Below are 25580 nucleotides of genomic sequence, written 5' to 3'. Positions count from 1 at the left end.
CCTTATTGCTCGGTGTCCGGCTTATCGGATTTGTCAGCCGCACCGCCGGAGCGGACCCATTCATCCACTTCGTCTTGTTTGAACATCCAGCGACGGCCGACGCGATGACCGGGCATAGCCCGTTGTTCGATCCACTTGTAGACCGTCTCGTTGCTTACATTCAGGTATTTGCAAATGTCATCGACCGTCAGCCATCTCTCATCCATAGCCTTCGTCCTTCGTTCATCATGTTTTCGGTAAAAGCCCGAAGGTCTCCGGGAAACCCGAAATCCGGACACAGTGCCGCAAATTAACCCCCACAAATTACATTGGCGGATTGCCAAAATCAAGCGTTTTGTGCCGATTAGTGCCGACTTTTCCAAAAAACGGCCTGATTGTCGTTGGTGACCCGGTGACCGTTCTGAGGCGCATACATGGTGTAAGTCCATACCGCACAGGCGATTGAGCCCCTGGCAGCCGCCACCATCACCCGCTGGTACATGCTGTGCCCGCCGGGCCGGAATCCTTCCAGCCGGTCGATGGGCGGCAGGTCGCGTTGCGGGTCGGTGAAGGTCACCAGTTCCCCATGGATCAGATCCCAGTCGCCGGTTGGGCGGCCGAAGCGCGGCGTGCCGATCTCCTGCTGTCTGCGGGTGTCGGCCAGTGGATCGGCGGTGCCCCGGCCCAGGATCAGGCCCTCTGGCACTTCGAGCGCCGGGAAACCGGCGTTGAGATGGTAGAGCCTGCCCCAAACCACGGCCGGTTCGATGCTTTGGCCGTGGGCGCAGAAGCGTTGATGGTTCCAGTAGCCCCGTTTCAGTGTGCCGTAGACGAAGAGCCGGAGGATGGTCTCGGGAGTGTCTTCCGGGTTTGTGTTCAGCTTCGCGGTGTCTCCAATGTTCATGCATTCACTCCTTCGGGCAGTGTTCCTTTGCGCTCCTGGGGTATGAAGCGGAATTCGCTGTTTTCGATGGCCCGCACATCCTCGTGGCGGATGGTGAGCATGGTCATGGGCGGCACTTCCAGTTCGCGCCAGCCCTTTTCCTTATCCACGGCAAAGTCGATGAAGGCGGCCTCCGAGGCGTAAAGCACCACCCGGTGCTGGCGGTGGATGCGCAGGCAAAGCGGCTTGTTGCCCTTGAGCACGGTGATGGTGCCGGGGTCGAGCCGCGAGGCCAGAACGGCGCTCATCTGGCCGCGACAGAGGGCGAGCGCCTTCTTTAGCCCCTCCTGGTCGATTGGGCCTTCGGGCGCGAAGCGGTCGGCCAGACGGAAGATCAGCTCGCTGTCCACCTCGGCGTAGCGCGGCAGCCCGAGGCGACGGAACAGATAGTCGGCGTTGTAGATGGTGCCGTTGTGGGTGCCGATGACGATCCCGGCCCGGATGGGATGGTTGTTGCGGTTATTGAATTCGTTGCCCCGGGTGCGCCAGCGGGTGTGCCCCATGAGGATGGTGGTCTCGTTGTCGACCTGCCCGAGCAATTCCTGGAAAGGCTTCTCGTAGACCAGCTCGTGAGCCCGCATCGGCCGCTTGAAGATGCGGTGGCTGCCGTCGGTCTTGAGCCAGGCCAGACCGGAGGCGTGCGGTCCGCGCTCCTCGCTGTGCAGCAGCATGCGGATGAAGAGCTCGCGCAGGTACTCCCGCTCGTCGGGCCGTCTGCGCTTGCGGCCGAAGATGATGCCTACTTGTCCGCACATGGAGCCGGGTCCTCCTTGCCGCCGAAGTTCTTGCCGAGCGGTCTCGTCCCTCCGAGGACGAAGGCCGCGTATTCACGCCGGTGGTCCGCCAGCCACTCGGCCACCTCCGGGTAGCCCATCTCGGCGGTCAGGCGGATCACCTCCGGGTAGTCGAGCATGTTGGTGCGCCCGGAGAGCCGCACCGTCTCCAGGGCTTCGAGGAAGCGTTCCGGCCAGGGATCGCTGGCCTTGTCGTCGGGAAGAAACTCGATCAGGCCGTGCCGGGCCAGACGGGTGAGAAACTCGGCGGCCGCAGCGGCGTCCTCCTCTGGCAACGGCTGGGTCGGCCCGCCTTCGATGCCGGAGAGCACCTCGGTCATGTAGTCCCGGGGCGCACGGCTGGCGGTAAACGGCGTCTGGCCGCGCATCAGCTCGACAACTTCGAGGCAGTCGGCGGCCTGGATGGTTTCCCCGCTACCGGGGATCGGTTCGCCGTCCAGCGTGGTGGAGCGGATCAGAATCTTCATGGGGCACCTCCTTAAACAGTGAGGCCGGGAACTTGCCCGGCCTCGTTGGTGAGAGTGGTGGTTTCGTCCGGTAGGACGTCCTCCGGTTTGGGCCGTCCGTTCTTGAAGGCGGCATCACCGGGCATGTTGGCCATCAGATGCTTGCGGGCGGTCTTGAACTCGTCGCCGATCAGGCCGAGGTGGAGCAGGAAGACCCGGAAGTCGTACTTGGCGCTCTGGGGATCGAAATCCCGCTTGCGGCTGGAGGCGGCCCGGCCATTGAGCGCCTTGGCGGCGACCGCGAGGCAGAACTGCAGGTAGGCCTTGATCCGCCCCGCGTGGAGGGTCGCCTCGAACCAGCGGAACTCCACCGTGCCCCGGTACCAGACGTTGTGCAGGTTGACCCCGTGGTAGCGACTGTTGTCGTAGTGCTGGGGCTGGCGGTTGTGGTAGCCGTACCAGATACGGTTGAGCTGGTCCTTGGTGCGTGGGCGATGCTGTTCGATGCGCTGGATCAGCTCGTCGCTGACCGGCCGTGTGTAGCGGTTGAGCCGGTCGCGGCTGATGCCGAGGGCGTGGAGGATCAGCGGCTCCTGCTTGTAGATGATCTTGGCCAGGTTACCCAGGTGCCTGCCGTCGAAGGGCGCGGCGTCGATATGGATGTGGATGCCGCACTGGCTGTTGATCTTGCCTCCGGCGCGGCGGATGGCCCTGACCACCTCCTGTAGTTGCGGGATGTCGTCGTAGCCGAGCACCGGGCTGACCACCTCGGCCCGCAGATGGGCCGGAACGCTGGTCAGGGAGGCGTCCCCCACCACCTTCCAGACGCGGCCGCGCAGGTCCTCGACCTCCCAGGGGTCATAGCTGCTGGGGATACCGACATGGCGGACCGTGCCGCCCACCACCGAGTGGATGGCCCAGGCGATCTGTTCCCGGGTGCGTTTTACGGTCTCGATCTCGATCCCGTAGTGGATCTCTTTCAGGTTCATGCGTGCCTCCGTCGTTCATGGCGCTTCTAAGTCGTTGTCAGGCAAGGCTTTTCAACCTCTGCTTACACCATGAATGAATGCTTCTTTCCGGACACAAATCAAGTAGAAGAACAGCCGAAGCAGACATTTAACACCTTTATTTTCAATGACTTGCGAGATTGTCCGGATTGGGCGGCGCACAGGCGGCAGAAACCCCGGAACGGGCTGGCCGTATCCGGGGTTTCTGGGTTGGCGGTGGCAGTGAGCCGGTCAGCCGGAGGCGGTATCGGAGGTGATCAGGCTGGCGTGCAGCTCGAGGTTGCGCGACTCGTCGGCCCGCATCCGCGCCAGCAGGGCCGTGAAGGCCTCCGCTTCGTCGGCCGGGAGCTTTGATGCCCGTTCCAGCCGCGCCAGACGCTGGTGCAGATTCTCCAGCAGGCCCAGGGCGTGGTCGCGGATCAGGCCGTCGCGCTTCTCCTGTGGCGAGGGAATGAACTCGGTCAGGCCGCCTTTGCGTCGAACGATCATGGCCGTGCCTCCTTAGCTCAGGGTCGCGCCCAGCGAATGGATGCGCGGGTAGATCAGCGGCGTGCCGGTCATCTCGGCCTTGTAACGGACCTTGTTGCCGGTGTTGTCGGTGAAGGTTCGCACCAGGGTGTACTCGGTCCAGTTCTCGTCGATGGGCCGGGTGTTCTGGATGGTCATCGCTTCCCAGGTCAGGCCGCCGTCGTTGCTGGCGAACCATTGCAGGGTGGTGCCGCTGGGGATTTGCATCTGCACATAGGCCTTGGTCGATTCCACGCCCTGGGTCAGCTCGTTCTCGCGGGTCAGGTAGGCTCCGGTGGTCTTGTTGAGGTAGCCCACCAGGTTGACGTCGCGGAAGTTGATGGCCGGGGTGTCGTTGGCAAGCGAGCTGCTCAGGCGCACGCGGATCTGGACCCGGGTGGCGAGGTTGGGCAGCCGTTCCTCCTCGGCGGGAACCATGGCGTCCCAGGTCACACCGCCGTCGGTGGAGTATTCCCAGTCGAGGCCGGTGCCCTGCGGGATGGCCGAGTATTCGTCGAGGTTAATATCGGAGAACTGCACGCCGGTGATCGGCTGGAAGCGGATCATCCCCTCGGACTGGAAGTTGTAGCCGTAGATCTTCATCGCCAGGTCGGAGCCGTTGAGCGGCGTCCAGGTCTCGGCGTTGGAGCTCTCCAGCAGCACGCCCTCCATGTAGGTCTGCCGGGTGATGATGCCCCAGCGGCCCATCTTGCCGAGGGTGGCGGTGCGCACCTTATAGTTGGTGCTGTTGGTCAGCAGCACCACGGCATAGCTGGTGTTGGCTTCGGCGTAGAACGGGTCATCGAAGCGAATGCGGGTCTCGCCGCTCAGGCTGATCTCGTTCGGGGCCAGCACCTTCTCGGCGAACACCACACCGTTGGGCAGACCGGTGGTGACGCCGCGAATCTGCACCGTGACCGGGATGCTCGGGTCCCTGGCGGTGAACTGCAGGCCGATGCTGGAGATCACCTGGTTTTGGGTGAAGCTGAAGGTCTGGGCCAGCGGATCGCGGGGTACGAAGATGGTCTGGGTGCGCCAGACTACCTGCACCACGGGCACGCGGATGATGCGGTTCTCGATGATGCGCTCGATGCGAGTGATGACCAGCGGATCGTTGATCTGCAGGCTGGCCCGGGCCGAATAGACGCCGTCGGCCATCTCCACGATCCGATTGCCGTTGCGGGCGTTGGTCGGAATGGTGAAGGAGGCGCTGACCCGACCGGCCTCGTCGCTGATCAGGTTGCTGGCCATCACCTGGCCGTCGCAGCGCAGCACGATGCCGGATTTGCTCGGGGTGAAGTTGATGCCGGTGACGGCGATGCCGGTCTGGCCGCGTCGCCCGAGGTTGGGCGTGATCTGCAGCATGGCCGGGGGCTTGTCGAACACCGCGTAGGGGTTGATGTTGCGCTCTTCGGACCAGTCGTTCTGCTCCACCAGCACGGTCTCGTTGCCCGGCAGCAGCGCCAGACTGCCGAAGAAGCTCGCGTTGCTGCCCGCCTGATCGACCGAGAGCACGGTGGAGTGCGGAATGCGGTCCGGCGCGACGAAACGGGCAATCTCGTTGACCCGGGCATCCCATTCGGCGTGGTAGATGTCCGACTGGGCGGTATTCGAGAAGTCGTCCGAGTAGATGCCTTTTTTGGTCTGGGCGTCCCGGTTCTGCAGCTCGTTGTTCATCTGATACTGGGCGTCGTTGTACTTCAGGTCCTCGACGTCCTGGATGATGTCGTGGATCTGGTCCATGGTGATGCGGGTCAGGCCGAAGTTGCGGATCTCCATGTCGGTGGAGTTGGGCGGGCAGTCGATGCTGCACAGCCCCAGGGCGTTTTCCGGCACGATGGGCAGCTTCGGAAAATCCGCCGGAGCCCCTTCGAGCCGCTTGATCTCGGTGGTGGTGGCGTAAACGATGTCGCAGCGGCCAAGGTAATAGTCGTAGTCCAGGCTGCAGTTGGAGCCGTTCACCGGCTGGTCGCCGAGGCTGCCGCGCCCGAAGTTGATCACGTTGAGGTTGCCCAATTCGAGCTGCACCGGCGACATGGTGAGTCCGGCCGTGTTGGTGGCCAAAGGCGAAGCGGTGCCGATCTCCTCGACGCCGTCGTCGACGTAAGAGAGCGCCTCGCTGCCCAGTTCCATCAGTCGCTTGTAGTCGGTGCGTGCGCCGTTGGTGGCGGCCCGGTAGACGCGATAGCCGGTCGCGCCACTGACCGGCAGCCAGGAGAGCTTGTTCATCTCCCCGGCGGCGGTGGCCCGGGCAATGACCGCAGCGGCGTTGAAGGCCGTCTCGCCGGTGGCGTTGTAGGCGGTCACCAGATAGAAGTAGTTTCCGGCCGCCGGATGGTTGGCCTGTCCGAACCAGCCGCTGTCCACGTAGTCGGTGCCCTTGATCATCTGCTTGGTGTAGGTCCAGCGCACCGTGTAGGTGGTGCCGATGGCCGGTTCGTTGCCGGAGCCGAGCCAGTCGACATGGTTGCCCGACTGCTGCCAATCCACGCCCTCCTGGAAGATGGTCGCCCCCTGGCTGACCTCGAGGATGTCCACCACAGGATTGGGGTCGAGCAGGTCTTCGCCGCCGCCCACCGAGCCGCGAGTGACGTTGCGGGTGATCTCGACGATGGCTTCCACCTGGGTCGTCTCCTTGAGCGGCGTGGAGTTGACCGGATAGCGGCGTTTGTTGATGTCGAAGGTCTTCTGCTCGCCGCGCACCGATTTGGTGGCGATGGATTTGGGCACCAGGGTCGAGGTGGGCAGATCGCGCTGATGCCGGAAGCCCTGGATGTAGGCGCGTCCAGCGTTGGTGATCGCCTCAACGCTGTCGTCATCGACACCGCCGATGAAGGTATCGAAGCCCCGCACCAGATAGCTTCCAGCCTGGTCGAAGGTGCGCTCGGCCAGGTTCTGAATCAGGGAATTGAGACCCTCGGCGGCGGCGAAGGAGAGCTGGTCCTCGGTGATCGAGGAGACGGTGATCCGGCTGCCCGGCAGCGTGCCCAGCAGATCCCGCAGGTAGAGGTTGGACTTCTCCTGCACCGTAGGCGTGACGTCGCCGCTCTCGCGGTCGAACTTGTAGATCGGGATCACCCGGCGCTCGGTGACGTTGTTGGGCAGCGTCTGGCCGCTGGTGTCCGTCGCTTTGAGGGAGAGCGCCCATTTTTCCCGCTCTGCGGTGGGCTCGCCGGTGGCCGGATTGATCAGGGCCGGGTCCTGGGTGTAGCCGTAGCTGTATTTCAGCAGCTCCACATAGACGTAATCGGCCCCGCTGGTGGTAGCCGGATCATAGGTCAGGGTCGCGCCGCTCACCTGTTCCAGATGGCCATCGATGTAGACCACGCCCGGGGCCAGGGTCAGGACGTTGGCGGCCGCGCTGACCTCGAGGCCCATGATGATGGAGCCTTCCTTGAACAGGATGTCGGCGATCTTGCGCCGCTCCAGGTTGATGATGTCCTGCTGCTCGTTGAGTTCCGAATCCAGCAGGTCGCGATCCTGATGGTAACGGATGCGCTTGTAGTTCTTGGTCGGGTCGAATGTCTCGCGTGAGATGCTCATGTTTGAATCCTCCAGTTAGATCTTGATGATCCCGACCAGCTCCACGCGGGTGTCGGAAATCTTGTTGAAGTCGGGAATGTTCTTCACCTCGTACAGGTAGCCCGGGTGCAGCACCTCGCCGGTCGGGTTGGTGTCCTGATGGAACACGCCGCCCATGGCGAGATCTCCGGTGACGCTTTGCACGTACTGCACGTCGCCGCCGAAGAAGCCGTATTCGCGGATGGTGATGCCGTTGGCCTCCGCCTCGTCGAAGCGGAAGAAGACGCCGATGGTGTTGGTCTCCTCGCCGGTTTCGAGATAGCGCACGCCGTTGACCAACAGCGCCCCTTCGGCGTCCTCCTTGAGGAAGGTCCTTTTGTAGTAGCGCTTGCGGGCGCGTTCGTTTCTGAGCCCGGTCTGGCCGATGTCCGGCGCGGGCGGATTCTGCGGGTCGGTAAAGCTGGCATCCCCGTCGCCGATGGCGCAGTGGGTGATGCCGTCCACGGCCTGGCCGAGGAGGAGTTTGGCCGTCAGTATCCGGCCGGTTTTGACGATGAGTCCCAGTGCCATTGATGTTCTCCTTTAGGTCTGAATTTCGTGGTCTTGATCTATGAGCACCGCGAACAGGATCTGGCGCGTGTCGGCCAGCAGCCCGGCCGGGATCGCGATGCGCTGAACGGTGTCGGATAGGCTGATGTGTGCGCCGGACGTCCGGACACTGGTGTCGATGCTCCGCAGCCAGGGGCGCGTCACCCGCACCGCCGCGTCAACATCGACGCCCAGACGGCCATGGACGACGAGCCACAGGTCGACGTTCCGGTTCAGGCGGTTGTTCACGCGAAGCGCGAGGTCAGATCGACGTTCGAGCCGATGGGCGACCCGCACCGCGCTGTCGGCCCGGACCATCAACGTGCGCCTGGCCGGTGCCCCAGAAAACAGATCGAAGAGCGCTCCGGGTTGCGCCGCGCCGATGGCGAGCAGTTCCGGCCGCCGGATGCCTCGGCGGGTGGTGATGGATGCCAGTTGTCCCTTATGCACGGCCACGGCGAATCCTCCCGCTGAGCTTGAGCGCCCGGCCACGGTTCATGGACTCAAGCGTTTCCGGGCGACGCTGGCCGGTGATCGTGGTGATGGTTTTGAGCTTTCCGCTATGCGTTGCCATGGCGTTACTCCTTCACCGCGCACCAGCCGCCGGTGGTCAGGTTGAACACGCGGTAGCTGTCTGTTCCGATTTGAATGGTGTCTTCCGAGGCGACATTGCCGCCGCCCACGGCGAAGATCTCGATGAGTTCGCCGCGCAGTTCCTGGTAGGCTGCGGAGCCGGACATCGAGGCGAGCCAGGGAAAGAGGATGGTGGTGCCGTAGCGCATCTCCGGATCGGTTTCGCCCTGGAGCCCGCCGTGAGCCGCGCCGCAGCGGCCCTGCTGGCCGGACGCGGAGGTCCAGCCGTCGAACTTGTTCACGGCGTAGAAGGTGCCCGGCGCGTTGTAGTAGCTGTTTACGACCGGCTGCGGGTCCTCGCCGATCTTGGCTCCCGATGCGTAATCCCGAACGATGGTCTCGACGGTGATGGTGTTCGGCGTGGCAGCGGTGTCGATGGCGCTCACCCGCACACGTTCGATGCCCGCGTCGTCCTTGATCACATAGTCCTGTCCGGGCGTGACCACGGTGGCGTCGTTGACCTGAAGCACTACGCCGCTTCCTGCAGTGACCGCCGCCTGTGTGAGCGCGACGGCCCCGGACCAGAACCGTTTCAGCAATCCGCTGTAGTGGCCGTAGTAGGTGGAGACGAGCTTGGTCACCACGAAGACGTGGTCCAGGTCGGCGAACAGCCAGAAGATGAAGTCGGCGCTGTCCTCCACCCGCAGGTAGGTGTAACTGGTGTGCGAAGCCTCGTTGACGCCGGTGTGGGTGGCTGCGTCCCAATACTGGAATGCGGCGACGTGAATCCGCCCGGAGGTGGTGCTGATACGGAACTGCAGATAGACGTCCTCAGCCCCGGATTCTCCGTGCGACTTGAAAACGAAATACGGCTGCGGGTCGGCCGACTGGTCGTCGTGCAGGGTCCATCCGGTGGTGGTCACCAGAAAGGTCCGCAGTTGATTGAGCAGGTCGAGCCGACCGTGGGCGAGTCCTTGAATGCTGTGGTATGCCATGGCGGCCTCCTTAGAGAATCGGGTTTTCCGTGCCGGTCAGGCGCAGCTTGATGTCGAGTTTGTTTTGCACCGGGGTGCCCGGGAGCACGGTGCAGCGCCGCCAGAAGGACAGCGTCTGCTGGAATGCCTTGTCGCCGAGATTGAGCGGTGCGCCCTGGGTGGCGGTGTCGAGTTCGCCCTGGGTCAGGGCCAGGCGGTACCAGACCGATTCGTCGGTGCCGGTTTCGTCGATGGGATCGAGCACCAGACCGGTGTAGTCGTAGCCGGAATAGACGGTCGTCCCTGCGTCGTGCGCGGCCGGAGCGGTGTTGGCCACGCCCCGCTGCACGGTGAGATTGACGGTTCCGCCGCCGCTTTCGATGAGCATCTGCTCGCCGTCGGTGATGATGAGTTCGCCGTCGGCAAAGCGCGGTTCGGCCAGCGCGATGGCGGTCTGCGCAGCGTCGATGGCCGAAGCGAGGTTCGTCTGCTCGTTGGCGACGTAGAGTTGCCGGTCCTTGATGTCACCGTCAGTGCCGTTGTAGCTCTCGGCCTCGGGACGGCTGAAATCCCCCTCTGAAATCTGCTGGGTCAGCGCTTCGTCAAGATAGAGGTGAATCGCCATGGGTTCTCCTTCAGGTGGGCCACTGGGTGGCGCGATAGTTGTTGGTGGCGGCCTCGAACCCGGCCTGCGTCGGCGCGTGCAGATCCTGCTGCCGGAACAGCCAGCGATAGGAAGGCCGTGACCAGCGGAAGCCAGCCTGGTTGAGGCGCATGCGGCTGACGCGCAGGGGTCGGGTCCGATCCACGGAGAGGCGCAGGCCGGTGGTGTTGAGCGGGCTCGCGCCCAGTTTCATGGTCTCGACCCGATGGCGCTGGAGAGAGCCCGTGTCCACGTAGACTTCAAGCGAAGCCCGTTCGCCGGTCAGATTCGCATTGCTCAGATACCGGGTGTTCAGGGTGTTCGCGTTGAGTCGGAACACAGGCCCTCTCCGCCGCCATCGGTCGATCCGGTCCACGGCCAGGGTGACGTCCGCGTCGCAGCCAGCGGTGGAGGCGAGCAGCAGATTGCTGATGCCGCCCTGGTTGGCGGTCAGATCGAGACCTTCGTTGAGCCTGGCGCGGCCAAGCTGAAAACAGAGGCGGTGCCGGGATTCCAAGGGCAGGCGCAGGTCGTACTTGGCTTCCGCCCGTTCAACCGGTTCCGCCTGCATGTCGAAGAAGAAATCCTTCTGCCGAAAGCAGTAGCGCAGCTCGGTCTCGCCATGGGTCAGCGATTTGCGGTTGAGATGGCTCTCGCCAAGCCCGAAGCCGCTTTCCAGCACATCCCCGTCGAAGTCGCGGCCGGTGTAGATGGGCGTGCAGAAGGAAACCCGATCCTCGCCGACGCGGGTGTACGGAAGCCGCCAGTCGTTGAGGGCCTTGTGGTTCAGGCGCATCCGGTTCTGGCGGCCGTGAAAACGGGAGACCTTCACGGCGGCCCGGTCGATCTCCGGGATCATCTCCGTGGTGCTGGTGAGCTGCAGCAGCTCCCAGACTCTCTGCTTGTTGGTCAGATGACGGCAGGAACCGAGCGAGGAGCGGCCAAGGACGAAGGTCTCGTCGAGAAACGCCAATACGATCCGGCGCACGGCGTTGGCGTGCCCGAAGTCGAGCATCGCGCCGCCTTCGATCCATTCCAGGAGGAACTGGAGCCAGAAACAGCGGGTGCCCGCCGGGTGGTGAAACACCAGGGCGTCGCGCAGCCCCTCAGTCTGGTTGAGGCACAGCACGCGAAACACGCCGAGGCTGAACACCAGCCCGGGCAGCTTGGCGTTGCTGAGTCGGGATCGGGCATTGAGACGCAGAGCCGAGCGGAAGGTCTCCTGCAGTTCCCCCTGCCAGCCGAGTGTGTTGAAATCGCGTTCGATGGCCGGGATGGTCCCCTTGCGGCGATAGATCTCGACCGCCTCCCGCACGCGGCGGCGCTGGCAGTCCGGCGAACAGGTGCCGTCCACTTCGAGGCCGACCAGTCTCGCCAGCAGCGGCAGAAAGCGTTCGTCGCAGTGATCGACGTCGAAGATGGTCGGGAAGTCGTCGATGGCCTGCTTGAGCTCGTCGAGCGTTCCGGCGGGAAGGCTCAGAAAGGTGCGCAGGTCACCGGCTTCGTCGTTGTGCTCGTAAAGCGGCGGCAGCAGGCCGAGCAGATTGTCCTTGAACCAATCCGACATCAACCGGCCCTCCGCAGATCGAGGTTGACGCTGCCGAGAACCGGGATTTCACCGTGGCGCAACTCGATGTCCTGCTGGGGTGCGTAGAGGTGCATGTGGCTGACCCCGCGCACGCCGTCGATCAGGGCCACCAGGTCGGAGAAGTGAATGGTCTGGCCAAAGGAGACTTGGTCGAAGGAAAAGAAATCGGAGAGTGCGGCTTCGATGCGGCTGCGCACATTTTCCAGCGGTTCACCGGGCCAGATGTAGACCTCGGCGTCGATGGAAACGGGGCGGTAGATCGGGTCGAACAGGTTGATCTCGACCGTGATGACCTTGCGGCGTTCGAGAAACTCCGCGAGGTCCCGCTTGAGCAGCGCCGAGGGCATGCCGCCGCCGTTGGGGGCGATGGCCAGTTGGACGTTGTAATAGCGGATGTTCTGGCATGCATTGGTGTCGAGCACCTTGGCCTTGGCGACGCCTGGGTAGCCCTCGGCGAGGGCCTGGTAATCCTCCAGGGTGACGGCTTTCCAGAGACTGCGCAGCTCCGCCGGTGCCTGTCGGCGGGCGTGTTCGAGGGCTTCCCGCGACGCGCCGCCGGTGGCGGGCACCGGATTGGTGACGGTCAGGGAGACCTGTCCGCCGTCGAGGTAGACCGGGCTCAGCAGTTGGGTGATCCGGTTCGGACCGAGATTGCCCTGGTCTCCGATAGTCTGCAGATAGCTGACGGTGATAGCGCTTCCCTGAGCGGGTACAGCGCCGCTTTGCCCGTCGCCGAAAATCAGCGTGGAGATGTCGATGGCGTCCAGGTCGGCCATGAAATGGCGGCTGTCGGCCAGGCTGTCCTGGAAATGATCGACCTCGCTCCAGGCGTCGTCCCCCACCGAAACGGTGATGGTGCCCTGGGCGATGACGTCGCCGGTCAGGCGGATGCGCTGGAATGACAGCCCCGTCGACGTGAAGGTCTCGGTGCGGCGCACGCCTTGACGGGCCGGGATGTCCACCAAGAGCACGCCTCGCGGGATCAGGCCGTCCTCGACCGTCTCGAAATCCGCCTCGCCGTCATTCAGCAAGGCGCGGCATGCCGTTCCCGCCGGAATGGTCAGATCCTTGCCGAGCGGGGCGGAGAGCCGGAAACGCAGCGTGGTGGTGGAGGCCACCGGCGAGTCCAACCGGTAGCCGATGAGCTTGCAGAGGTTGATGACGTTCTGGCGCTGGCGGGCCGTGGGCAGGAAAGCCTCGGCCGCCTGGGCGTCCAGGTAGTAGGCCAGCATGTCGCCCACGCCGCAGAACAGATCGAGCAGGACGATGCCGAGATCGGAGTGGTTGAAATCGGTCCAGCGGTCGGTGAGCTGCGGGATCTTCGCCAGCAGCTCCTGGCGGATCGATTCGTAATCCTTGTTGATGTATCCGATGCTTGCGCGGCCCATGGTCTCTCCGGTTTTCGGCGGTTATGCGAGAGCGCCTGATGCTCTCGCCACGCCGGTTACTTACCGGAAGGGACCTGGATGTGTCGGAGGCGGGATGCCTCAGAGCGGGCCGCGCAGTTGCCAGACGGGATTGGGCTGTCCGGAGGTGTTGTTGAGGTAGTGGGATTCCTTCTTGCCCTCGAAATAGAACAGACCGATGCGGCCCGGCTCCAACGTGGTGATCCGGTGAACGGTGCCAGCGGCGTTGTCTTCCGCCTGACTCTGGGTGTCGAAGCCCAGACCGCTCGCGGCCAGATAGAAGGCGTGCTCGGCCTGGGGGGCGTTTGTTTCGGGCGCTCCCTCGAAGACCAGATAATGGCCGTGGTTGTCACCCGGATCGCTGACGATCCACTTGCCGTTGCGGTCCTGAAAGGCTCCCTCGATGTAGGCGACTTCGTATTCCCCGGCTGGCCAGATGAAGGAATCATCTGGATCGGGGCTCATCTCGGCCGCCTCGAACCAGAGCAGATTGAACAGCGAGCGCACGTCCGGCGACAGGCGCTCGCTGCGCACCGGCGGCGGTTCCGGATCGGGGTCCGGCCCAGGTTCCGGCTGGGGATAGCTGGGCACGGGATTGTTCGGGTCTTCTCTGTAGAAGGGATAGACCAGGTTGCCGTCCACCTGGCTCTGGATCACCCGGTAGGCGATATGCACCAGCAGCAGGTTTCCGTCGATATTCAGCGGTCGGTCGTCGAAGTGTACCTCCGTGATGATCACCCGCTTTTCCCAGCGCTTGATGGCGTCGATCACGTAATGGCGCAGCAGGCCCTTGAGCACCTCGTCGTTCTGTTCGAACACCAGGTCCTTCAGCCTGGAGCCGAACTCCGGATTCATGAACCGTTCGCCGATCCGTGTGCCGAGGATCTGCAGGATGCTTTCGCGGATGTGTTCGTGCTCACGGGAGGTGGCGGTCGATACCTGGATGCCGCCGGATACCGACTGAAACCGGAACGGATAGCGCAGCCCCTTGCCGAGAAAGTCGTAGCTCATCAGGTACGCTCCTCGCAGTCGATGCCGCACTGTCCCGAGCAGCCATTTTCCGGTGCGCCGTCGTCGATGGCTTCTCCCAGAAAACGGACCACCAGATCCAGTCCGCTCTTGAGTCCCAGATGGATGGTTCCGTCCGCCTCGATCAGCCCACCGTGGCCGGACTGGCCGCACTGGAATCCCTTGGCTCCGCCGGACAGTAGACGGACAGCGATGGTTTCGCCGATGCCCTCGATGCGACCGATGCCGATGATGTCGATAGGTCCGGCCGGGTTGATCAGGGTGATGAACCGCTCCCGGTGATCGACATCGAGGCGGATGCCCTCGGGCAGAACCACCGCGAAGCGCTCCTCGCCCATGGCGGTCGGCTCGATCCCGGCAGGGAGTCCGCTGATACCGGCTGCCTCCTGGGTCGAACGCAGATAGGACTCGACCAGGGTGTAAAGGCGTCCCGGGGCGACCTCGATGGAGGTGCCGGGTCCAGGGGTGATGACCTGCTGTTCCCCGGCGTCGATAACGCAGATTCGCTGGTCGTCCGTGGTTCGCAGGATCATGCCGTCGGGCAAGGTGAAGAGCCGGTTGCCGTCTGGCAGATCCCGTGGTTCGGTGCCCGCAGGCAGTTCGACGAAGGGATAGAAATCGGGCTCCGGTTCGATCTGAACCTGGTCCAGATACTCCTGGGTCCTGGCCTGCTGGGCCTCCAGATAGGCTTGGGCCTGGCCGCGCATCGCCTCCGAGGCGGCGTGACCGGCCTCCAGCAACGTGCGGATACCGGAAAGCTCCTCATGGATGCCGGACAGGTGGTCACAGAGCGCCCGCAGCACATACTGCTGTTCGCCGGAATCGGTTTGTTCGATGGTGGCCTGCAAGTCGGCGGGTTCTTCGGAAATCATGGACAACCTCCGTTACATGCCGACATTGGCGGGTTGGGATTGATAGCTCATGGCGTTGACCGGCGTCACTGTTCCGGTCGCGCCGTCGATTTCGAATACGGTCCACACCGTGCCCGGGGCGTTGGGAACGGTGAAGGTCTGCTCACGGCCATCGCTCAGGAACACCTTCACCGATGCTCCTGACTGCGCCAGGCCGGTGCTCGGATTGGCGTTGCGGTTGGTGTAGTCGTGGACCGCATAGCGGTAGACGCCGGGGATGAGCCGATGGATGGTGATGGTCTCCGGCCCGTAGGAACTGGTGTCGTCCACGTCCAATTCCGCCGCCTCGTTTTCTATGGTGTGGGAATAGAAAACATGGAAACGACCGCCCGATGGCGTCGGTCCGGTGAGATGGGAATCGAGATCCCGGGGGTTGAGGCCCCACTGCAACACGATACGGGCGACCTGACCGTCGAGCTCTGGCGAGAGTACGATCTGAATGTCGCCGGAGGTGTTGGGGTCGGCGTTCACCCAGCCATGCCAGGCAATGTATCCCGGCGCGGTGACCTCCACGTAATAGAATCCCTCGGGTACGGACAGCTCAAACCCGCCATAGGCGTTGGCAAAGGCCTGGAACGACGCCGGGCCGGTTTCCGAGCGGCGGAATTCGATCAACGCGTTGCCGACGCCGGTGGTGTTGAGGGCGTTGACTACCGTGCCGCTGAGGAAGACCGATGCTCCGCTGGCAAAGTCCGGGTGGTCGGCAAACCAGGACGGATCGCGAACCTCCACCAGTACATGACGGAGGCTGTCCCGGACCGAGGATCTCCAAATCATGAGCACGGCATTGCCGATGGTCCAGCCGCAGCGAACGACACCGTCCGGCCCGATCTCCGCGACCTCCGGGTTGCAGGATACAAAGACCGGGGCGTCCACGTCGCCGCGCAGGGAGAGCGGTACCCGTTGCTCGAACTCGCCAGCGGAGAGGCGGATGGAGCGAGGTTGAACCTCCCAGTGGCTGTAGGCTGACGCGGTATCCGTCATGAAGGAACCTCCACCGGTGCGGAGACCCCGCCGCCATAGACCTCGACCTGAACATGCCGCAGGCTGAGCCGCTCGGGAGAATCCCAGACCAGGATCATGGCCGCTCCGGGAACGAAGCCGCACTCGACATTGCCGTCCTCATCGACACTGGCCACGTCGGGATTGGATGATTCGAACACAGGCGCTTCGGGTAGACCACGGATCGAGAGCGGAATGCGCTGGACGAATGGGGATCGCGAGACCCGGATCAACTTCGGAAAGACATCCCAGTAGTGCGGTTCCTGCGGCTGTTCGAGATTGTTCATGGCGGCCCCCTCAGTTGTCGATGGTGTCGGGACTGCCGGTGACGATGATGGCTCCGCAGGCGGTGATGTCGCCGATGCGGGCGTTGGGCAATCCTTCGGTGATGGTGTCGAAGCTGCCGGTCACGATGGGCGTCACGCCATGCCCAGGGATGGGACAGACGTGCAGATCACCCATGCGGGCCACTGGCATGCCGTTGTCCAGCGTCCGGCTCGCCCCGGTGATGATGACGCCGCCGTGACTGCTGATGTCGCCGAGTCGCGCCTGGGAGCTCATGGGTTCACCTTCAGCAGCAGATGGATCAGAAAGCCGACGAGTCCGCCGATGGTGCTGCCGATGGTCAATACCAGGCCGATGATCTTCCACATGGTATCGGTTCCCATCTTGGAGCCGACCCGGGCGTGCAGCCGGTCGATCTCCTCGGCGTGCCGGTGCAGATCGGAATAGATCGAGCGGACCAGCACCTCGACGTTTTCCTTGTCCGATTTCTTCTCGATTTCACGCTCGATCTTCTCGAGGCGATCCTGGATTTCCCGGCGATGGTTTTCGAGGATGCTGCGGAATTCCTCCCGCCAATGCTCGAAAGTCCGGGCCAGCAATTCCTCGCTGGCCGAGAGTCCGGAGGGCGTTGTTGTTCTTTCTCCCATGCAATGCTTCCTTCAGGTGTTGATCAAGACGGTGTTCGTCGAGCGAATGATGATGTTTCCGGCCACCCCATCCATGAACACGAGGCTGCCGGACTTGTCGGTGGCGCTGATGCTCTCCTGGCCGGGCGCTGCGTTCATGCGCACCACCTGACCGGCCTTGTCGGTGAGCCGGATCTGTTCGGCGGCGGCGGTGGAATCGACGAGAATTTCCTGGGTGCCGTTGAGTCCCCAGATATGAACCTTCTCCCGGCCCTTGGTGGTGTCGATGAGGATCTTCTGCCAGCGGGAGCGGCCCTTGTCGCACGAGAGGATGTGGACCTTCTCCTTGTCCTGCCAGGCTTCGAGGATCACCTGCTGGCGGCAGAGGTCGGTGAGCTGGATGCGGGCGCGGGAGCCGACGATCTGCGAGGCGATGTCGAGCTGGTCGCCTTTCTCGGCGTCCTTCGTGCCGCGCCGCAGGGCGTTGCCGCTCTGCATCTCCGGCTTCACCTTCCCTTCCATGGTGAGAATCTGTCCGGCACGGTCGATGATCCGCAGCAGCTCGTCGCCGTCGCGGTCATCGGCCAGGATGGTGTGGCCGGTTTCGGTCTTGAGCAGGACCTTCAGTCGCGGGCAGTAATACGGCGGATGGCCGTGGTACTTCTTGTGTTCGAGATCGTCGTGCCGGTTGGCCTGATGCTCGACCTTGTCCTCACAGTCATGACAGAAGGCATTCGCGCAGGTGCGCTTCGATTCCTCGGGCTGTTCGCCGGGATTGCTCTTGGCCAGCCAGACGCCGGTCCAGATCGGATACTGGACAACGCCGCCCTCGAACTCGGCCCAGACCGAGGCACCTTCCTCGGGGATCAGGAACATGCCGGTGTCATCGTTGCCGCCGTAGGGAAAACAGGGCGCGGCCCATTCGGACCAGTTCTCACGCCCGCTGCCGAGCACGGCGGGGATTTCCAGGCGGACCCGGCCAAGGCGTTCGGGGTCGTTGTTGTCACGCACGAAGGCCCGATACTTGCCGTACCAGCGGTTGCGGTAGCGCTCTTCGGATTGACGGTCGCGGGTTTCAAGCATGCTCCGCCTCCCGCTTTCGACTGGCGTTCCAGGCCAGCCAGCCGCCCAGGCGAACCGCCCAATGCATGAGCTGGCGTTTCCACAGAGGCACGCCCAGGGCCGCCATCAGTTCGAGAAAGACGCGGTCGGCCGCAAGCCGCGAGACCTTACCGGTGTGGTAGAGGTAGTCGTGAACGACGGCCGCCGGGGAATATCGTCCCCAGGGCGGCACCACGCGCCAGAATAGGCGCGGCACCGAGGCGAAGTCGGTCTCGAACCCGGCGGGCACTTCGATGATGCGGCCAGCGCCGGTGCGGACACGGAACGGCTGGGTCAGCCTCGCGGTCATTCCATTGGGCAGGATCTCTACCCGAAGCGGTCCGGACAGTCCTAGCGCGGTGCCGGAAAACAGGGACTTGGTTTCGGCGCTCATGACCGCCACCTCGCCTTGCCCGACTGGCGCACATCGAGATGGACCCAGGAGGTATAGACGCCGATGCCACCCTCGCGGAAGAGCGGGATCTCCTCGGCGATGACCGCCAGTTCCTCGGGCGAAACGCCTGCGGGACAGCTCACGTCGGCCGCCATGCCCAGCGTGTGGAAACTCTGCTCCGCGCCGCCCACCGCCTTGTTGTGCCTATTGCAGCGGAAGCCGCTGGTGATGGACAGCGGTTTGCCGATGCGGTCGCGCAGCGTCTGCAGGGCGTCGACCAGGTCGGGATGGACCGCAGCCGAATGGCCGCAGCAGTTCGTGCCTTTGCAGGCGAATTCCGAACGGTTGAAATTCTTGCTGAGATCACCCATTGCCGCCTCCTTGTGTGACCGCGCCGGAGTCCGCGTCGATGGTCACCATGGCTGGCGGCTCGTTTTGCGGCGTGGGCGGGGCCTCCTTGTCGTTGGGTTTGCCCTGGGACTCGGCGGACTTGTCGCCCGCGCCCTTGCCGAGGGCGTTCTTCTTGAGTTTGAGTTCGCAGAGGTAGCCAGCGCCGCTGATGCTGTGGCGCACCGAGTGGCAGTAGTAGATGCCGGAAAACTTCCGTCCCACGCCCTTGATCTCGACGTTCTTCTTGGCGCGTAGCTGGGGAATGCCGATGGTGGCGGCATCCGCCTCGACCTGGCGCAGCTCGGCCTCGCGGAATTTGCCCTCGGCGCTGTCCTGGGCGGGCTCCTGGCGCGGCTCTTCGTGAAAACCTTCGGAACGGTCGAAGCTGGGCACGATCTGCCCCGTCTCCTGTTCCTTGAAGCTGCCTTCGCCGGTGTTGCCGTCGACCAGATAGGTCTGCTTGCCCAGGGCCGTCCGCTCGGGCGTGGTGGCGTTGTTGGCCTTGTGCTCGACCACGTCCTTCTTGCGCGGGTCAACGCCGACCGTCTTGGTCTCGACACCCGCGCCCTTGGCTCCCTGGGATTGGGTGCTGGGGCGGAACGAGCGCAGCAGGCCCTTGGTGTCGGTGAAATATTCGAGGGTCAGAAGCGGCGTCTGGTCGAGCTCGCGGGGATGGAAATGGAGTTCGTCGTCCTGGATGTAGAAGACATAGCCGCTCACGCCGTCGCCATCGCGGTCGCGGGCCTTTTCCGCCAGCTCCTTGAGGAACTGGGCGTCCGAGATGTTGCTCTGGGTGACGCGGAGATGGGTCCCCTTGGTGACCGTGACCACCGGGGTGAGGCCGTTGGCGGCGGCGACTTGTTCGGCGATTTCCGAATAGAGGATGCCGGGAGCGGGTTTCTGCCAGACTTTCTGGTTCTCCTTGCCCGCCAGTTTGAAGCCCTTGTCGTAGGCCTTGATGCGGATGGTCGGATCGCCGTTTTCCGGGAAGTCGTAATCGATGTCCTTGATGACCGCCTTCTTGCGCGGAGAGAGGTTCCCCACGTAGCCGAAGCGGGCCACGATCTCGTTGCCTTCCTGGAACAGCGGATCGTCGACGAACTGCAGGTTGTGGTCGGTCACCGACAGTTCGAGGACATCCAGCTCCTCCTCGTTGTCGGTGAAGACGAACGAGGTGATTTCCTGGGTGATGTCCTTCGAGAGGTCTTGCCCCTCGATCTGAATCAGAAATGTCGGTTTGAAGGTATCCAGATCCATGCGTATCTCCGGCGGTTCGCAGTTCCCTGCTTACTTACCGGAAGGCATGGCGAGGTGTCGGACGCTTCAGTCGAGCAGGCGCATTTGGACGTGTTCGCGGGAGGGAATGCGCAGCGCCAGGCCCGGATCGAGCGCCAACGGGAAAAAGAGGTCGTTGTAGTCGCAGATGATCCACCAGAGCCTGGCGTCACCCAGATAGCGGTGCGCGAGCAGATCCAGACGGTCGCCCTCGACCACGGTGTGCAGGCGGTCGTCGTGTCTGGGGGTGGTGTCGATGCGCTGGCGCATGCCGAGTGAGGTGCCGTCGCTGTCCCGGTAGAGAATGCTGCGGGCGTAACGGGAATCACGGCCGATCATGAACGCACCTCCGACCAATTGATGGAGCGGTCCACATATTCCTCGAGGACGATGTCCACCTCGGCCCGTTGCGGCAGCAGGTTGTCCCGGTCGAACAGACCGAAGAAACGCGCCTTCACCTGGCGGACGATGCAGGTCACGCCGGGGTAGAGATCGCCGAAGATGAGCAGTACGCGGTGCGGCGCGTTCTTGAGCATGGTTCCGGCGTGCTCCGGATATTGCAGCGAGCGGAGCCAGTCGACCTTCTGTTTGACCGGCCCCTTGAACAGCTCGACCTTAAAGGCGATCCGACGCGGCTCCCCGGCGACGTACTGATAGCGCGGGTGGCTCATGCCGGGGATCTTGATTGTCGCGTAGTCGGTCGACTTCTCGTCGCTGATGGAGTTGGGGTTGTACTGGAATTCGAGCCGCTCCCCCGTGTCGGCGTCCACCAGATATCCCTTGATGGGCTGTTGATCCCAGGCCATTGCTTACACCTCGGCGATCTCGATGATCGGCTTGCCCAGTTGTCCGGCCCGGTCTAGTTCCCGCCGCATGCCGCTGGAAATACCGTTGCCGGTGAACGCCCATACCTCGTCACAACATTCCATGTAGGCCAGGCCGCAGACGATGCCCGTCTCCCGCTGCTCGGGAACGCTGTCGTCGGTGAAGGTCGGATACAGCAGATGCGGCGCGAAGGGCGCGTGACCGCTTCTCATGACCCGGCGGCAAAGCGCCTCGGCGACCCTGACGTTTTGGGCTATGTCGCCCGCGAACGGGCTGCAGACAAAGATGCGTTTCATCGGTCCTCTCACAGGGTTTCGTAGTTTCTGATCTTCCGCTCCCGAAGATCCTTGTAGACGGCCTCGGCCACCTTCCGGCCATCGATGTTGGTGGTCACGCTCAGTTCCACCGGGCGGTCGGCCAGGCCATCGAGGCGCGAGAGCAGCGATTCCAGCAGCTCACGCAGACCCGGACCAGCTTCCTCTCCGCGCATGGGTGTCGATGGAGCGGTGCGAGCCGGAGCGATCAACCGTTCGGAGGGCACCGTCTCGGCGAGTCCCGATTGCAGGGGCTTTGCAATCGGAGTCGGCGCGGCCGTTATGGGCAGATCGATCCCGGCCGGAGCCAGAGAGGCGTCTCCCTTTTCCAGTGCCGGTTCCATCGCGAAAGGCTGGATATAGCTCTTACTTACCGGCTCGACGGCCGCCGCGACGGTCTGCACTGTGCCGTTCATCGGTTGCGGAGGCGGAGCGGCCGAGGCCATGACCGGCTGGAGCATCAGCATGGCGCTCAGGGCCTTGGGCACCAAGCGCTCGTCCAGACGCGGCACGAGACTGAGCACACTTTCGATGATGCGTTGCCCAATCGATTCGGCGGGCTGCGCGGCTCCGAGTGGTTGCTTCTGTTCGGCCACCTGCGGAATCGGAGTCTGGATTCCCAGCATGGCGCGAGCGGAGGAGAGCAAACTGTTGGCGATTCCGGCGCTGCGATCCTTGATCGCCTGAATGCCCGCGCTCGCGCCGCTGGAAAGCCTTTGCCAGAGGGATTGCCCCTCGGCACCGGCGTTGGTAAAGATTCGACCGACAGCGCCGGGCACGGCCGATAGCGTGGCAACGATCCGGTCGCGGACAGTGACGGCTCCCGTGGCCAGCGCATCCCAGGCATTGACCTTGGGCGGCGTGATTGCCAGCTCAGGCGTGTCGCCAAACAGGGATTGTTTGAGACCGCCGAAGATGGCACCGGCCTTGGCCGCGACGGATTGAGCCCCGGTGGTCAACCCATCCCAGAGTTTTCCAGCCATCCGGAAGGGAGCCGAGGCGGCGTCCATGAGGTTGCCGCCCGCCGATTTGATCTGCTGCCAGGCTCCCGCAGCGGCCGAGAGAATCCCGCGAGCGGCGAAGCCGAACACTTTCGCGGGCAGCGACTGGGTAAGGCTCATGCCATCGGCGAGGGTCTTGAGCAACGCGGAGCCGGAAGCGGTCAGGCTGGCGAGTGGTCCCTCGCGGGCATCGGAGAACGGCAGTAGATTGCGCAGCTTGACGAGGGCGTTTTTGAGCATGGTGAAGGGATAGGTCACCGCTGACCAGATCCCTTCGCCCAAGGTGACGAGCAGCTTCTTGCCCGCCTCGAAGAAGGTGGTGTCCCCGGCGAAGAAGGAGCGCACGGTGGCAAACATCTCCCGCAGGGTGCTGATGATCGGCAGATTCAGAATCGCCTGGCCGATCTGTCCGGCGGCGTCGGCCACCAGGCGTCCGATGGAGGTGAAGATGCCGGAAATGAAATTCCAGACCCCGACCACCACATCCCGCGCCCAGCGGAACGGGGTGGCAAGAAAATCGTAGACCGCGCCGCCGATGGCCTTTAGCCCGTCCAGCAGGGAGATGTCGCCGGTCAGTACTTGCCAGACCGCATAGACGATCTTCCCTGCGGCCACGAATGCCTCGCCGATCATGCGCACGGGCAGCAGGAACTTATAGATGAACTTGGTCGCTCCGATCAGGGCCCCGACGATGATCTTGCCGACCCAGACCACGCTGCGCACCACCACCGCCAGGGCTCGGACGATGAGCGACAGGTTCCAGGCCACGATCTTCAGCGCGAACGCCAGCCCCTGCAGAAGCACACCGGCGACGGTGCCGATAACCGTGCCGAAGTTACGCCAGGACGACCCGTCGGTGGCGCTGGCCGCCACGCCAAAGACCTCCACCACTGAAAAGACCGCGTTGGCCAATGCCGCGTAAGCGCTCATCAGTGCGCGGACGGTCGGTTCGAGGATGGCTCGGATGCGGCCAAAGGCATGGGAGAACGCGCCCCACAATCCGGCCAGGGCCTCACGAACACGGTAATAAGCCTTGAAGACGGTGACCACGAAACCCAGCAGTCCGGCGGATTCGAGCTTCTGGGCCAGTTCGGTCGACATCTGCCCGACGCCGCCGCTGAGCGAACCCACCAGCTCTCTGATCCCCCGGAACACCAGCGAGACCTTGTTCCAGGCCCCGGTTATGACATCCTGGATGCCCCCGAAGTTGGTTTCCCAGGCGCGTTTGAGCAGATACACCGAGAGGATCACGCCCGCGATGATCGCGGTGATGGGCAGAAAATAGGTCGCGACCGCCGAACCCACCCCGGCCAGCGCGGCGCTGATGGCCATGAACCCGGCCTTGATGGCGGGCAGCATGAGTCCCACCATGCCTACGGCGGCGGTGACGGCTCCGGCCACGACCAGAATGGTGCCGAGGGCCATGGACAGTCCCAGGACCACCCGGGTCACGCCCGGCATCGACTTGGCCATGCGCTGCAGGAACAGAATGAAGCGGGAGACCCCGTTGATCATCGGCGTGACCACCGGCAGTAGAGTGCGGCCCAGGATTTCGCTGAGGTTGGCCATCTGCTGGCGCAGGAGCAGGAACCGGGCTCCGATGTCCTGGTTCATGGCGTCGGCCATCTGTTCGGTGACCGCCGTGCCTGTCTTCATGGCCCGGCCTACCGACTGGATATTGCCTTCGAGGCTCTCCATGCCCGCCGACATCTGCAGCAGGAACTTGACCGCCTCGTCGGAGCCGAAGGCCTTCTTCAGCTTCACCTGGGCTGCGGCGTTGGAGAGGTCGGGGAACTGGCGCTTGATCTCTTGCAGGATAGGAACCACGCGCTTGAGGCGGCCGCTGGTGTCGGTGAAAGACAGCCCCAGCTCGTCCCCGGCCTCGGCCGCCTTCATGATGAACGCCTTGTACAGCGTGCCCGCCTCGGAGCCGGGCATGGTGGTCTGAAGCTGTCCAAGCACGGCGAGCTGCTCGTTCAGGGGAATGTTGCTCGCCGCAGCCACCGCGCCGATGTTCTTGATGGCGTCGGCCATCTGGGTGCCGTTGGTCTTGAACGAGGCCACGGTCTGCGCCATGGCTCCGGAAAAAGCGGTCGCCCATTCCATGTCGTTCATGTCGGCCATGATGGGCTTGAAGATCCCGTAGGCCGTGGTGAAGGTGCCGACCATCTCCTGGGTGGTGGCCTTGGTCGCCTTGGCGGTCATGGCGGCCATGGAGGTGAAGACGCCCACCGCCTCGTCGCTGAGGTTGGACAGGGCCGATTTCACGTCGTAGGTGGCGGTGATGAAGGCGGCCTTGTCGGCACCGGACCACTGGTTGGTGAAGGATTCGGCGGCGTCCTCGATGGCACGGAGATCCTGCACGCCCAAGGACGCCAGCTCTCCCAGGGCCTTCTGGGTCGCGACGGTAGAGGCGACCAGGGCGGCGGGCACTGCCATCAGGGCCAGTCCCGCCCCCAACATCATGGTGCCTTGCTGGATACGGTCCAGGTTGCGGGTCATCCGCTCGCTGGCATCCGCGACGGTGGAATCGAGGTCCATCATGGAGCCACGGATGCGCTGCGCGTTCTGCGAGAACGCATCCTTCATCGATACCACTATGCCCAGTCCGAGATCGCCGTTCATCTATCGCCGTTCCGTTTGCTCACGTTCAAAATCAAGCTGCCGCTCGAGGGCCTCGACAAACTGACGCCGGACCCTGAGCGGCAGCGAGCGGGTTTCCGACCAGCTCCAGTGCAGTCCGCCGTAAGCGAGAAAAAATGCGTCGCTTACAAGCGAACTCCGGGGAACAAAAAAGCCGGTTCGGCCTCCAGACGGGTGCGGATCTTGGTGCCGCAGCCATCGCATTCGGTCTCCACCGAGGTGTCGATTCCCGCGTCGACCCGCGACATCTCCTGCCGCAGCGCGTTGCGGTCGCGCATCGACATTTCCGCCAGGCTCTTCTTGGAAGGGGCCTTGCCGTCGATGTCGAGAATGCGGATCAGCATGGCCGAGGAGATGTTGGGCTCGCGCAGGCTGGCCAGGCGTTTTTCCTTGTGGCCGTCGAGATATCCGAAGCGCACGGTTTTCTTCGAGCCGGGCAGTTTGAAGACGAACTCCCGCTCTTCGCCGTAGGGGGTGACCTTGAGATCCTCGAGATTGACGGTCACGAAATTGGTCATGCGGCAGGCGCTGTTCGGGCAGCTCAGCTCCAGCTCCACCTCGTCCCCAAGGGAAATCTGGCGCAGGCGGACCAGAGCGAACAGCCGGTCACCCGAGAGCAGGTTCATCACCTCGGAAAGATCGGGATCGGTCTTCTCGCCCAGCCGGACGAAACAGTTGCGGAGCACCTGGTTGATCGCCTCTCCGGAGCGGATCAGGCGCTGGTTGGTGAGCAGTTCTTCCTCGGCCCCGGTCATTTCCCGGAGCTCGAGTTCAGTGCCGCTTGGCAGTTCAAAGCTGTACATGGTCGATCCTC

Annotated in this window: 29 protein-coding genes; all 29 read right to left on the bottom strand. The window is 63.6% G+C overall.

All coding sequences use genetic code 11. From position 1 onward, the window contains the following. Positions 1-2: 2 nt before the first annotated feature. Positions 3-206, bottom strand: a complete 204-nt coding sequence (locus DPRO_RS02620) for a helix-turn-helix domain-containing protein (RefSeq protein ID WP_011927933.1) — start codon at positions 204-206, stop codon at positions 3-5. Positions 207-343: 137 nt separating this feature from the next. Beyond that, positions 344-883 carry a gamma-glutamylcyclotransferase family protein gene (locus tag DPRO_RS02615; protein WP_097010671.1) on the bottom strand — a complete coding sequence of 180 codons (540 nt, stop codon included), beginning with the start codon at positions 881-883 and terminating at the stop codon, positions 344-346. Continuing rightward, on the bottom strand, positions 880-1677 hold the full coding sequence (locus DPRO_RS02610) for a glucosamine 6-phosphate synthetase (RefSeq protein ID WP_097010670.1): 798 nt from the start codon (positions 1675-1677) through the stop codon (positions 880-882). The genes DPRO_RS02615 and DPRO_RS02610 overlap by 4 nt, the downstream gene beginning before the upstream one ends. Then, complete coding sequence (locus DPRO_RS02605) at positions 1662-2183, bottom strand: DUF5049 domain-containing protein (RefSeq protein WP_097010669.1); 522 nt, start codon at positions 2181-2183, stop codon at positions 1662-1664. The genes DPRO_RS02610 and DPRO_RS02605 overlap by 16 nt, the downstream gene beginning before the upstream one ends. An 11-nt stretch (positions 2184-2194) precedes the next feature. Next, positions 2195-3151 carry an amidoligase family protein gene (locus tag DPRO_RS02600; RefSeq protein ID WP_097010668.1) on the bottom strand — a complete coding sequence of 319 codons (957 nt, stop codon included), beginning with the start codon at positions 3149-3151 and terminating at the stop codon, positions 2195-2197. 249 nt (positions 3152-3400) lie between these two features. Then, a complete protein-coding gene (locus DPRO_RS02595; protein ID WP_039644649.1) occupies positions 3401-3658 on the bottom strand; it encodes a hypothetical protein in 258 nt (85 codons plus the stop codon). A gap of 12 nt (positions 3659-3670) precedes the next feature. Further along, entirely contained in the window at positions 3671-7219 is a 3549-nt protein-coding gene (locus DPRO_RS02590; RefSeq protein WP_097010667.1) for a DUF4815 domain-containing protein, read from the bottom strand. A gap of 15 nt (positions 7220-7234) precedes the next feature. After that, complete coding sequence (locus tag DPRO_RS02585; protein WP_097010666.1) at positions 7235-7768, bottom strand: hypothetical protein; 534 nt, start codon at positions 7766-7768, stop codon at positions 7235-7237. 12 nt (positions 7769-7780) lie between these two features. After that, on the bottom strand, positions 7781-8242 hold the full coding sequence (locus DPRO_RS02580; protein WP_097010665.1) for a hypothetical protein: 462 nt from the start codon (positions 8240-8242) through the stop codon (positions 7781-7783). Further along, entirely contained in the window at positions 8229-8360 is a 132-nt protein-coding gene (locus DPRO_RS20600) for a hypothetical protein (protein WP_269459705.1), read from the bottom strand. The genes DPRO_RS02580 and DPRO_RS20600 overlap by 14 nt, the downstream gene beginning before the upstream one ends. A gap of 4 nt (positions 8361-8364) precedes the next feature. Further along, complete coding sequence (locus DPRO_RS02575) at positions 8365-9354, bottom strand: hypothetical protein (RefSeq protein WP_097010664.1); 990 nt, start codon at positions 9352-9354, stop codon at positions 8365-8367. Positions 9355-9364: 10 nt separating this feature from the next. Next, positions 9365-9958, bottom strand: coding sequence for a hypothetical protein (locus tag DPRO_RS02570; protein ID WP_097010663.1), 594 nt, complete (start codon positions 9956-9958; stop codon positions 9365-9367). Between the two features lie 10 nt (positions 9959-9968). After that, entirely contained in the window at positions 9969-11543 is a 1575-nt protein-coding gene (locus DPRO_RS02565) for a phage tail protein (protein WP_097010662.1), read from the bottom strand. Further along, positions 11543-12952 carry a baseplate J/gp47 family protein gene (locus DPRO_RS02560; protein ID WP_097010661.1) on the bottom strand — a complete coding sequence of 470 codons (1410 nt, stop codon included), beginning with the start codon at positions 12950-12952 and terminating at the stop codon, positions 11543-11545. Before DPRO_RS02560 ends, DPRO_RS02565 begins: the two co-directional genes overlap by 1 nt. A gap of 99 nt (positions 12953-13051) precedes the next feature. Beyond that, positions 13052-13981, bottom strand: a complete 930-nt coding sequence (locus DPRO_RS02555; RefSeq protein ID WP_097010660.1) for a GPW/gp25 family protein — start codon at positions 13979-13981, stop codon at positions 13052-13054. Next, on the bottom strand, positions 13981-14871 hold the full coding sequence (locus tag DPRO_RS02550) for a hypothetical protein (RefSeq protein WP_097010659.1): 891 nt from the start codon (positions 14869-14871) through the stop codon (positions 13981-13983). Before DPRO_RS02550 ends, DPRO_RS02555 begins: the two co-directional genes overlap by 1 nt. Positions 14872-14883: 12 nt before the next feature. After that, positions 14884-15894 carry a hypothetical protein gene (locus tag DPRO_RS02545; RefSeq protein WP_097010658.1) on the bottom strand — a complete coding sequence of 337 codons (1011 nt, stop codon included), beginning with the start codon at positions 15892-15894 and terminating at the stop codon, positions 14884-14886. Next, positions 15891-16199 carry a hypothetical protein gene (locus DPRO_RS02540; protein WP_020886740.1) on the bottom strand — a complete coding sequence of 103 codons (309 nt, stop codon included), beginning with the start codon at positions 16197-16199 and terminating at the stop codon, positions 15891-15893. Before DPRO_RS02540 ends, DPRO_RS02545 begins: the two co-directional genes overlap by 4 nt. A gap of 10 nt (positions 16200-16209) precedes the next feature. Further along, the gene (locus tag DPRO_RS02535; protein WP_011366988.1) at positions 16210-16473 is read right to left on the bottom strand and encodes a PAAR domain-containing protein; all 264 of its coding nucleotides are present in this window, start codon (positions 16471-16473) and stop codon (positions 16210-16212) included. Next, a complete protein-coding gene (locus DPRO_RS02530; RefSeq protein ID WP_097010657.1) occupies positions 16470-16844 on the bottom strand; it encodes a hypothetical protein in 375 nt (124 codons plus the stop codon). The genes DPRO_RS02535 and DPRO_RS02530 overlap by 4 nt, the downstream gene beginning before the upstream one ends. A 12-nt stretch (positions 16845-16856) precedes the next feature. Continuing rightward, on the bottom strand, positions 16857-17906 hold the full coding sequence (locus tag DPRO_RS02525; RefSeq protein WP_097010656.1) for a phage baseplate assembly protein V: 1050 nt from the start codon (positions 17904-17906) through the stop codon (positions 16857-16859). After that, complete coding sequence (locus DPRO_RS02520; protein ID WP_097010655.1) at positions 17899-18318, bottom strand: DUF1353 domain-containing protein; 420 nt, start codon at positions 18316-18318, stop codon at positions 17899-17901. The genes DPRO_RS02525 and DPRO_RS02520 overlap by 8 nt, the downstream gene beginning before the upstream one ends. Then, a complete protein-coding gene (locus DPRO_RS02515) occupies positions 18315-18689 on the bottom strand; it encodes a D-Ala-D-Ala carboxypeptidase family metallohydrolase (protein WP_097010654.1) in 375 nt (124 codons plus the stop codon). Before DPRO_RS02515 ends, DPRO_RS02520 begins: the two co-directional genes overlap by 4 nt. Then, on the bottom strand, positions 18682-19965 hold the full coding sequence (locus DPRO_RS02510; protein WP_097010653.1) for a phage late control D family protein: 1284 nt from the start codon (positions 19963-19965) through the stop codon (positions 18682-18684). The genes DPRO_RS02515 and DPRO_RS02510 overlap by 8 nt, the downstream gene beginning before the upstream one ends. A 66-nt stretch (positions 19966-20031) precedes the next feature. Then, complete coding sequence (locus DPRO_RS02505; RefSeq protein ID WP_097010652.1) at positions 20032-20322, bottom strand: LysM peptidoglycan-binding domain-containing protein; 291 nt, start codon at positions 20320-20322, stop codon at positions 20032-20034. After that, on the bottom strand, positions 20319-20789 hold the full coding sequence (locus DPRO_RS02500; RefSeq protein WP_011366981.1) for a CIS tube protein: 471 nt from the start codon (positions 20787-20789) through the stop codon (positions 20319-20321). The genes DPRO_RS02505 and DPRO_RS02500 overlap by 4 nt, the downstream gene beginning before the upstream one ends. 3 nt (positions 20790-20792) lie before the next feature. Then, the gene (locus DPRO_RS02495; protein WP_097010651.1) at positions 20793-21104 is read right to left on the bottom strand and encodes a DUF7768 domain-containing protein; all 312 of its coding nucleotides are present in this window, start codon (positions 21102-21104) and stop codon (positions 20793-20795) included. Positions 21105-21112: 8 nt separating this feature from the next. Beyond that, a complete protein-coding gene (locus DPRO_RS02490) occupies positions 21113-24748 on the bottom strand; it encodes a phage tail tape measure protein (RefSeq protein ID WP_097010650.1) in 3636 nt (1211 codons plus the stop codon). A 143-nt stretch (positions 24749-24891) separates the two neighbouring features. Continuing rightward, on the bottom strand, positions 24892-25569 hold the full coding sequence (locus DPRO_RS02485) for a T4 family baseplate hub assembly chaperone (RefSeq protein WP_097010649.1): 678 nt from the start codon (positions 25567-25569) through the stop codon (positions 24892-24894). Between the last annotated feature and the right edge of the window lie 11 nt (positions 25570-25580).

This window comes from Pseudodesulfovibrio profundus (assembly GCF_900217235.1).
In the GTDB taxonomy this organism is placed as follows: Bacteria; Desulfobacterota; Desulfovibrionia; order Desulfovibrionales; family Desulfovibrionaceae; genus Pseudodesulfovibrio; species Pseudodesulfovibrio profundus.
Note: the sequence above shows the minus strand (reverse complement) of the source record. Positions and strands in the feature narration are given on the sequence as shown.